The sequence below is a fragment of the Pseudacidovorax intermedius genome (assembly GCF_001476815.1).
Taxonomy (GTDB): Bacteria; Pseudomonadota; Gammaproteobacteria; order Burkholderiales; family Burkholderiaceae_C; genus Xenophilus; species Xenophilus intermedius_A.
The window spans coordinates 1-8,104 of record NZ_LDSL01000077.1; the positions used below are offsets into that span (position 1 = coordinate 1).

General features: G+C 68.2%; 6 protein-coding genes. 1 reads left to right on the forward strand and 5 read right to left on the reverse strand.

Annotation, left to right across the window (positions count from 1 at the left end; translation table 11 throughout):
• Positions 1 to 207 precede the first annotated feature (207 nt).
• Genes NS331_RS13410 through NS331_RS13430 form a run of 5 tightly spaced genes read right to left on the reverse strand, consistent with a single transcriptional unit; the run spans position 208 to position 5,309 of the window.
• Positions 208 to 2,379: a type IV pilus secretin PilQ gene (locus NS331_RS13410; protein ID WP_058642487.1), complete on the reverse strand. Its 2,172-nt coding sequence runs from the start codon at positions 2,377 to 2,379 to the stop codon at positions 208 to 210.
• The gene (locus NS331_RS13415; protein ID WP_058642488.1) at positions 2,376 to 2,921 is read right to left on the reverse strand and encodes a pilus assembly protein PilP; all 546 of its coding nucleotides are present in this window, start codon (positions 2,919 to 2,921) and stop codon (positions 2,376 to 2,378) included. Before NS331_RS13415 ends, NS331_RS13410 begins: the two co-directional genes overlap by 4 nt.
• Positions 2,921 to 3,595, reverse strand: a complete 675-nt coding sequence (locus NS331_RS13420; protein ID WP_058642491.1) for a type IV pilus inner membrane component PilO — start codon at positions 3,593 to 3,595, stop codon at positions 2,921 to 2,923. The genes NS331_RS13415 and NS331_RS13420 overlap by 1 nt, the downstream gene beginning before the upstream one ends.
• A gap of 8 nt (positions 3,596 to 3,603) precedes the next feature.
• Complete coding sequence (locus NS331_RS13425; RefSeq protein ID WP_058642489.1) at positions 3,604 to 4,236, reverse strand: PilN domain-containing protein; 633 nt, start codon at positions 4,234 to 4,236, stop codon at positions 3,604 to 3,606.
• Entirely contained in the window at positions 4,233 to 5,309 is a 1,077-nt protein-coding gene (locus NS331_RS13430; protein ID WP_440589386.1) for a pilus assembly protein PilM, read from the reverse strand. The genes NS331_RS13425 and NS331_RS13430 overlap by 4 nt, the downstream gene beginning before the upstream one ends.
• Positions 5,310 to 5,556: 247 nt before the next feature.
• On the opposite strand from NS331_RS13430, the gene NS331_RS13435 reads away from it, so the two are divergent.
• Positions 5,557 to 7,968, forward strand: coding sequence for a penicillin-binding protein 1A (locus NS331_RS13435; protein WP_058642490.1), 2,412 nt, complete (start codon positions 5,557 to 5,559; stop codon positions 7,966 to 7,968).
• Positions 7,969 to 8,104 lie beyond the last annotated feature (136 nt).

The window sequence follows — 8,104 nt, forward strand, 5'->3', positions numbered from 1 at the left end:
TCCTCTTCGTCGGCAGCCTCAGATGTGTAGAAGGGACAGCCGCCACCCCCGCCGCCGCACGCGGCCAGCGCCAGGGAAAGCACCGCGGTGCCGACCCAAGCGAGGGGCCGAAGACTCTTGAAACTCATGGACGGATTCCTTCTCCAGTACGGTTCTTATGGACGCCCCCCCTCCAGGAGGCGCGGCGCACGCGGCGCCCACGCGCGCTCAACGCGCGGCGTTGCGGTCGGTGATCATCTTGGGCGTGATGAACACCAGCATCTCGGTCTTGTTCGACACGCGGTCGCGCTTGCGGAACAGCGCGCCCACCACCGGCACTTCGCCCAGCACCGGGATGCGGGACTCGTCGTTCGACTCGGTCAGCTCGAAGATGCCGCCGATCACCACCGTGCCGCCGTTCTCCACCAGCACCTCGGTCTGCACGTGCTTGGTGTTGATGGCCGGGCCGGCCGAGGTGTTGACGCCGCGGGAATCCTTGTTCACGTCCAGCGTCAGGATGATGTTGCCCTCGGGCGTAATCTGCGGCGTCACTTCCAGCTTCAGCACGGCCTTGCGGAACGAGATGGAGGTGGCGCCGCTGGACGTGGCCTGCTGGTAGGGAATCTCTTCACCCTGCTCGATCAGCGCCTTGGTCTGGTCGGCGGTGATGACGCGCGGGCTGGAGATCACGCGGCCCTTGCCGTCGGCTTCCAGGGCCGAGATCTCCAGGTTCAGCATGCGCGAGAAGCTGGAGTTGAACAACGCCAGCGTGAAGGCGCCCGCGGCATTGCCCGTGCCGCCCGCGTCGCCCGCCGGCAGGTTGATGAAGTTGTTGATCGCCGCGGCACCGAAGCTCAGCGTCGGGCTCGTCGTGGTGGACGTGGTGGTGGTCACGCCGCCGGTGTTGGTGCTCGTGCTGCTGGCACTGCCGCCCGACAGCACCGGGTAGGTGCCCAGCGCCGTGCGGCGGTTGATGGCGCTGCCGCCCAGGCGCGCGCCCAGGGACTTGCCGAAGGTGTCGGTGGCTTCGACGATGCGCGCCTCGATCATCACCTGGCGCACCGGCACGTCCAGCTTCTGGATCAGTTCGGCCACCTGCTGCAGCTTCGACGGCACGTCGGAGACGAACAGCTGGTTGGTGCGCGCCTCGGCGATCACGCTGCCGCGCGCGCTCAGGATGCGCGTGGCCGTGCCCGCGCCGCCGCCGCCGGCCGCGGTGCCCGTGCCGGTCAGGCCCTGGGCGATCACGATGGCCTTGGTGTAGTTCAGCTGGAAGGCCTGGGTGCGCAGCGGCTCCAGGTTCTCGATGGCGGCCTTGGCCTCGTACTCCATCTTCTCCTTGGCGTTGATCTCGTCCTTGGGCGCGATCCACAGCACGGAGCCGTTCTTGCGCATGCCCAGGTTCTTGGCCTGCATGATGATGTCCAGGGCCTGGTCCCACGGCACGTCCTTCAGGCGCAGCGTGAGCGAGCCCGTCACCGAGTCGGAGGTGACGATGTTGAAGTTGGTGAAGTCGGCAATGACCTGCAGCAGCGAGCGGATATCGATGTTCTGGAAGTTCAGCGACAGCTTCTCGCCGGTGTAGCCGGCGCCCTGCGTCAGCTTGGTCGGGTCGACCTTGCGGGCGCGCACCTCGACCACGAACTGGTTGTCGCTCTGGTAGGCGCTGTGCTCCCAGTCGCCGCGGGCGTCGATGGTCATGCGCACGCGGTCGCCCACCTGCTGGGCGTTGACGAACTGGACCGGCGTGTTGAAGTCGGTCACGTCCAGGCGGCGGCGCAGGCCCTCGGGCAGCGTGGAGCGGGTGAATTCGACCACCAGCTGGCGGCCCTGCTGGCGCACGTCGACGCCGACCTGGTTGTTGGCCAGCTCGACGATCACGCGGCCGGTGTTGTCCGGGCCGGTGCGGAAGTCGATGTCGCGCAGCGGCTGGCCGTTGCGGTTGAAGTCCTCGGAGAAGGCCTGCAGGGGCGGCGCGGCCAGTGTCGGGCCCGGCGCCGGGTCCAGGACCACCAACAGCGAATTGCCCTGGATGCTCGTGCGGTAGGCCGCGGCCTGCTTCAGGTTGAGCACCATGCGCGTGCGCTCGGCCGCCTGCACCATGTTCACCGACAGCAGGTTGCCCTGGTTGAACTCCACCGAGTTGCGGCCGGAGACGTTGCTGGTGTTGGGAAAGTCGAGCGCGATGCGCGCCGGGTTCTGCACGGTGAAGCCGGCAGGCGGCGCGGCCAGGGGCCGGCTGAAATCGACGCGGATCACTTCGGAGCCGGACTGCACCGAGCTCGTCACCGCCTGGATGGCGTTCTGTGCCTGCGCCAGTGCCATGCCTCCCAGGCACAGCATCGCGATGCCCGCGTGTCGCAACCAGCGCAGGGCGGGGGTGCTGACCAATGACTTCATTTCGACCTCTCTTGCAGCTGCAGCGTCGCCGTGCGCTCGATCCATTCACCGGCGGCGTCCTGCACGATCTCGCGCAGGAACAGCTCCGTTTCGTCAATGCGCATGACGCGCCCGTAGTTCTGTCCCAGGTAGTCGCCCACCCGCACCTGGTAGAGCAGCTTGTCCACCGACACCAGTGCCACGCGGCGGCCGCCGCGCATCAGGCTGCCGACCATGGTCATGGCGTCCAGCGGGAAGGCTTCCAGCGGCTCCTTGCGGCGGTTGAGCTCCGGCGCGATCAGGTCGTTGCGCGCCATCGCCGGGCTGGCGCTGTCGCGGCGCAGCACCTGCAGCAGGCGCTGGTTGTCGAACGGCTCGAGCGCATTGCCGCCGGTGTAGGGCTGCGGCACGAACTTCTTCGGCTCGGAAATGGGCTCGACACGCGGCCGCACCGCAGCGCGTTCGTCGCGCATCCACTGCACCAGGTCGTCCTGGTCACCACCGAAGCAGCCCGCGAGCAGGAAGGCCACCAGGCACGGCAGCAGGAAGCCGATCTTCTTCATCATTTCTTCTGCGCGGTGGCGGCCTTGCGCTGGGCCGCCTGCTCGTCGGCGTCCAGGTAGCGATAGGTGCGGGCCGTGGCATCCATCGTGAGGTTGCCGCTGTCCTTCTGGGGCGCGATCGACATGTTGTTCAGCGTCACGATGCGCGACAGGTTGGCGATGTCGGCCGCAAAGGAGCCCATGTCGTGGTAGCGACCGGTGACGCGCAGGGCGATGGGCAGCTCGGCGTAATAGTCGCGCACCTCGACCTGGCCGGGGCGGAACAGCTCGAACTGCAGGCTGCGGCCCAGGCCGGCCTGGTTGATGTCCGACAGCAGGGCGTCCATCTCGGCCTTGCTGGGCAGCTGCTTCTCGAGCACCGTGACGTACTGCTGCACCTCCTCGCGCTGCTTCTTCAGCAGCTCGAGGTTGACGGCGCGGGCGACCTTGGTGCGGTAGTCGTTGCGCAGGGCCTGCTCGCGGTCGCGTTCGGCCTGGTACTGCTCATCCACGCCACCGAGCCAGACGAACCAGAGCACCACCACCACCACGGCGGCGACGACCAGGCACAGCGCGTAGCGCGGCACGGCCGGCCAGCGGGACGGGTCGTTGGGATCGAGGTTGCGGAACTGCCGCGCCGCCGCGCGCAGCGAGGCGCCGAGGTCGGCGCGGGGCAAGGAAATGCGCGATGCCATGTTCTTCTTCATCCCCTGGGCGCGGCGGCCGGCGCCGTGGTCGTCGCGGCCGGTGCGCCGGCGGCGGGCTTCTGCGCCTCGACGGGACGGCGCACGGCGACCCGCAGGGTGAAGTTGGCCACCCGGCGCTGGTCGCGCGGGCTGAGCGCCACCGTGCCGGCGGTGATCTCCACCAGCTCGGGCTTGGTCAGCCAGGGGCTGCTGTTGGCCAGGTTGCGCAGCAGTTCGGACACGCGCTCGTTGGACTGCGCAGCGCCCTGCAGCGTGACGGTCTGGTTCTCCTGCTTCATGCTGGTCAGGTAGACGCCGTCGGGCATCTGGCGCACCAGCTCGTTGAGCAGGTGCACCGGCAGGTTGCGGTCGGCCTGCAGGTCTTCCACCGACTTCTGGCGCGCGCGCAGCGAGGCGATCTCGCCCTGCAGCGTGGCGATCTCCTTGATCTCGGCGTCCAGCTTCTGGTTTTCGGTGGTCAGCAGGCTGTTGCGCGTCTCCTGCTCGAGCATCAGGGCCTGCAGGTACAGGAAGGCGATGCCGGCCAGCAGGCCGCCAGCCAGGGCTGCGGCGCCGAGCGAGGCGTAGAAGTTTTCCTTGCGCCGTTTGCGCGCCGCCTCACGGTGCGGCAGCAGGTTGATCAGGATCACTGCAGGAACCTCCGCATCGCCAGGCCGCATGCCGTGAGATAGGACGAGGACTCGCGCTGCAGCCGCTTGGCGCGCACGTTCGAGTCGAATTCCATGCCCTCGAAGGGATTGAGCAGCGAGCAGGCGAAGGAGGTCTGACGGGTGACCGCATGGGTCAGCCCCGGCAGGCCGGCCGAGCCGCCCGCGAGCAGCACGTAGTCCACCCGGTTGTGCGGCGTGCTGGTGAAGAAGAACTGCAGCGCCCGGGCGATCTCCTGCGCGATGCTGGCCACGAAGGGCTTGAGCACGGCGTTCTCGTAGTCCTCGGGCAGGTCGCCATTGCGCTTCTTGGCCTCGGCCTCCTCGACCGAGAAGCCGTACTGCCGCACGATCAGCTGGGTGAGCTGGGCGCCGCCGAAGGCCTGGTCGCGGTCGTAGAGCACTTCGTCGTTGCGCAGCACCTGCATGCTGGTGGTGCTGGCGCCCACCTCGAACAGGGCGACCACCGCGTCGCGGCCCTCGCCGGGCAACTGTTCGATCAGGCGGGCGGCGGCCAGGCGCGAGGCGAAGGATTCGACGTCGAGGATCACCGCCTTGAGGCCGGCGGCCTCGGCCAGGCCCTGGCGGTCCTGCACCTTTTCCTTGCGGGAGGCGGCGATCAGCACTTCGACGTCCTCCGGCGTGCCGGGGCTCGGGCCCATGACGCAGAAGTCCAGGCTGACCTCGTCGAGCGAGAAGGGGATGTACTGGTTGGCCTCGGATTCGACCTGCACCTCCAGCTCCTGCTCGCTCAGGCCAGCGGGCAGGATCACCTTCTTGGTGATCACGGCCGAGGGCGGCAGGGCCAGGGCGGCATTCTTGGTCTTGGTGCCGCTCTTGCGGACCACGCGGCGCACGGCCTCGGCCACCTCGTCGAACTTCTCGACGTTGCCGTCCGTGATCCAGCCGCGCTCGAGCGGCTCGATCGCACAGCGCAGCAGCACCAGCTTGCCGGCGGCGTTGCGCTCGAGTTCCACCAGCTTCACGCTGGACGAGGAAACGTCCAGCCCGAGAAGGGGCTGCGGCTGTCGACGAAGAAAGGATCCAAGGGCCATCAGAGGACGCTCAGCCGTAGAGGTGCTTGTAACACTTGGCAAAAAATGCGTGCGATTCGATGCTAGCAGCGCCGCTCGTAAGCCACAAACCACCGTCCATCGCTTTTTTGCCCCATTTCGGTATTAGTTGCGAAAAGAACACGCTGCAGAAGAAACGAATTCTCAACACAAAGTAACGTTTGAGTGTAGCCAGCCCCGTGCCAGGGGTGCGGTTTTTATAATCGCGCGCCCTCACGCCGCACGATCCATGCCCTCCTCCCCTCGCGCGCCCGCGCCTTCCCCCCGCGACGCCCGCGACCCCAAGCCGGCATCGCGCCCGACCTGGCTGCGCTGGACGACGCGGATCGTCCTCTGGCTGCTGGGGCTGGCCGGCGCCGCCGTCGCCGCCGTGCTGCTGGTGGCGGCGGTGGCGCTGGCGGTGGCCTACCCCAACCTGCCCGACGTGTCGGAACTGGCGGACTACCGGCCCAAGCTGCCGCTGCGCGTCTTCTCGGCCGAGGGCATCCAGATCGGCGAGTTCGGCGAGGAGCGCCGCAACCTGACGCCCATCGCCACCGTGCCCAAGGTGATGAAGGAGGCGGTGCTGGCCGCCGAGGACGCCCGCTTCTACGACCACGGCGGCGTGGACTACAAGGGCGTGGTGCGTGCAGGCCTGGCCAACCTCAACCGGGTGAAGAGCCAGGGCGCCTCCACCATCTCGATGCAGGTGGCGCGCAACGTCTACCTCAGCTCCGAGAAGACGCTGACGCGCAAGATCTACGAGATCCTGCTGGCCTTCAAGCTCGAGCACCAGCTGAGCAAGGACCAGATCCTCGAGATCTACCTGAACCAGATCTACCTGGGCAACCGCTCCTACGGCTTCGCCGCCGCGTCGGAGTCGTACTTCGGCAAGCCGCTGCAGGACATCACCATCGCCGAGGCCGCCATGCTGGCCGGCCTGCCCAAGGCGCCCGGCGCCAACAACCCGGTGAACAACCCGTCGCGCGCCCGGGCGCGCCAGCTCTACGTGATCGACCGCATGGTCGAGGCCGGCTTCATCACCGAGGCGCAGGCCAGGGAGGCCCGCGCCGAGCGCCTGCACCTGCGCAACGCCAACGACCCCGAGCGGCTGCATGCCGAATACGTGGCCGAGACGGTGCGCCAGCTGATGTACGCGCAGTACGGCGACAGCACCTACACCCGCGGCCTCAAGGTCTACACCTCGCTGGTCGCCTCGCAGCAGGCGGCGGCGTACACCGCGCTACGCCGCGGCATCATGGACTACGAGCGCCGGCAGATCTACCGCGGCCCGGAGAAGTTCGTCGACCTGCCCACCGACCCCAAGGAACTGGACGAGGCGGTGGACGACGTGCTGGCCGAGCATCCGGACAACGGCGACGTGATGTCGGCCGTGGTGCTCAAGGCCAATGCCAAGGAAGTGACGGCCGTGCGCTCCAGCGGCGAGGTGCTGCAGATCGCCGGCGAGGGCCTGCGCCCGGCCCAGTCGGGGCTGTCGGACAAGGCGGCGCCCAACGTGCGCATCCGCCGCGGCGCCGTCATCCGCGTGATGAAGACGGCCAAGGGTGGCTGGGAAATCACCCAGCTGCCCGAAGTGGAAGGCGCCTTCGTCGCCATGGATCCGCGCGACGGCGCCATCAAGGCCATGGTCGGCGGCTTCGACTTCGGCAAGAACAAGTTCAACCACGTCACCCAGGCCTGGCGGCAGCCGGGCTCCAGCTTCAAGCCCTTCATCTACTCGGCGGCGCTGGAGAAGGGCTTCATGCCCACCACCGTGGTCAACGACGGCCCGCTGTTCTTCGACGCCGGCACCACCGGCGGCCAGCCCTGGGAGCCGAAGAACTACGACGGCAACTTCGAGGGGCCGATGCCGCTGCGCCGGGCGCTGATGAAGTCCAAGAACATGGTCTCCATCCGCGTGCTGCAATCCATCGGCACCCGCTATGCGCAGGACTGGATCACGCACTTCGGCTTCGAACGCGAGAAGCACCCGGCCTACCTGCCCATGGCGCTGGGCGCGGGCTCGGTCACGCCGATGCAGATGGCGGCCGGTTATTCGGTGTTCGCCAACGGCGGCTACCGCGTCAATCCCTACCTCATCACCCGCATCACCGACCACAAGGACCGGGTGCTGGTGGACGTGCAGCCGCCGCTGCGGGGCGAGACCTCGCGCGCCATCCCGCAGCGCAACGCCTACATCATGGACAGCCTGCTGCAGTCCGTGGCCAGCGGCGGCACCGCCGCCAAGGCGCAGGCCACGCTCAAGCGGGTGGACCTGTACGGCAAGACGGGCACCACCAACGATTCGCTGGACGCCTGGTTCGCCGGCTTTCAGCCCACGCTGACGGCGGTGGTGTGGATGGGCTACGACACGCCGCGCAAGCTGGGCGACCGCGAGACCGGCGGCGGCCTGAGCCTGCCGATCTGGATCAGCTTCATGCAGACGGCGCTCAAGGGCGTGCCGGTGAGCGAGATCCAGCCGCCGCCGGGCGTGGTCAGCATCGGCGGCGAGGTCTACTACGACGAGTTCACACCCGGCCGCGGCGTCACCTCGCTGGGCGTGGAGCCGGTGGTGGTGCCGGGCATGGAAAGCGGCGGCACGGGCGAGCCGGCGCCGGTGGGCGAGGAGCGCAACCGCATCCTCGACTTGTTCAGGAACTGAACGAGAGAACACCCCCCATGCCGCTTCGCGGCTCCCCCCTCTCTGTCGCCTTCGGCTTGGAGGGGGGCGCACCCCGCGGCCCGGCAAAGCCGGTTCCGCGGGTGCACTGGCATTGGCCTGCTCCGCGGCCGTTTGA

Coding starts and splice junctions, on each gene's coding strand:
- NS331_RS13410 (WP_058642487.1), bottom strand. CDS start 2,379: ATGAAGTCATTGGTCAGCACCCCCGCCCTGCGCTGGTTGCGACACGCG.
- NS331_RS13415 (WP_058642488.1), bottom strand. CDS start 2,921: ATGAAGAAGATCGGCTTCCTGCTGCCGTGCCTGGTGGCCTTCCTGCTC.
- NS331_RS13420 (WP_058642491.1), bottom strand. CDS start 3,595: ATGGCATCGCGCATTTCCTTGCCCCGCGCCGACCTCGGCGCCTCGCTG.
- NS331_RS13430 (WP_440589386.1), bottom strand. CDS start 5,309: ATGGCCCTTGGATCCTTTCTTCGTCGACAGCCGCAGCCCCTTCTCGGG.
- NS331_RS13435 (WP_058642490.1), top strand. CDS start 5,557: ATGCCCTCCTCCCCTCGCGCGCCCGCGCCTTCCCCCCGCGACGCCCGC.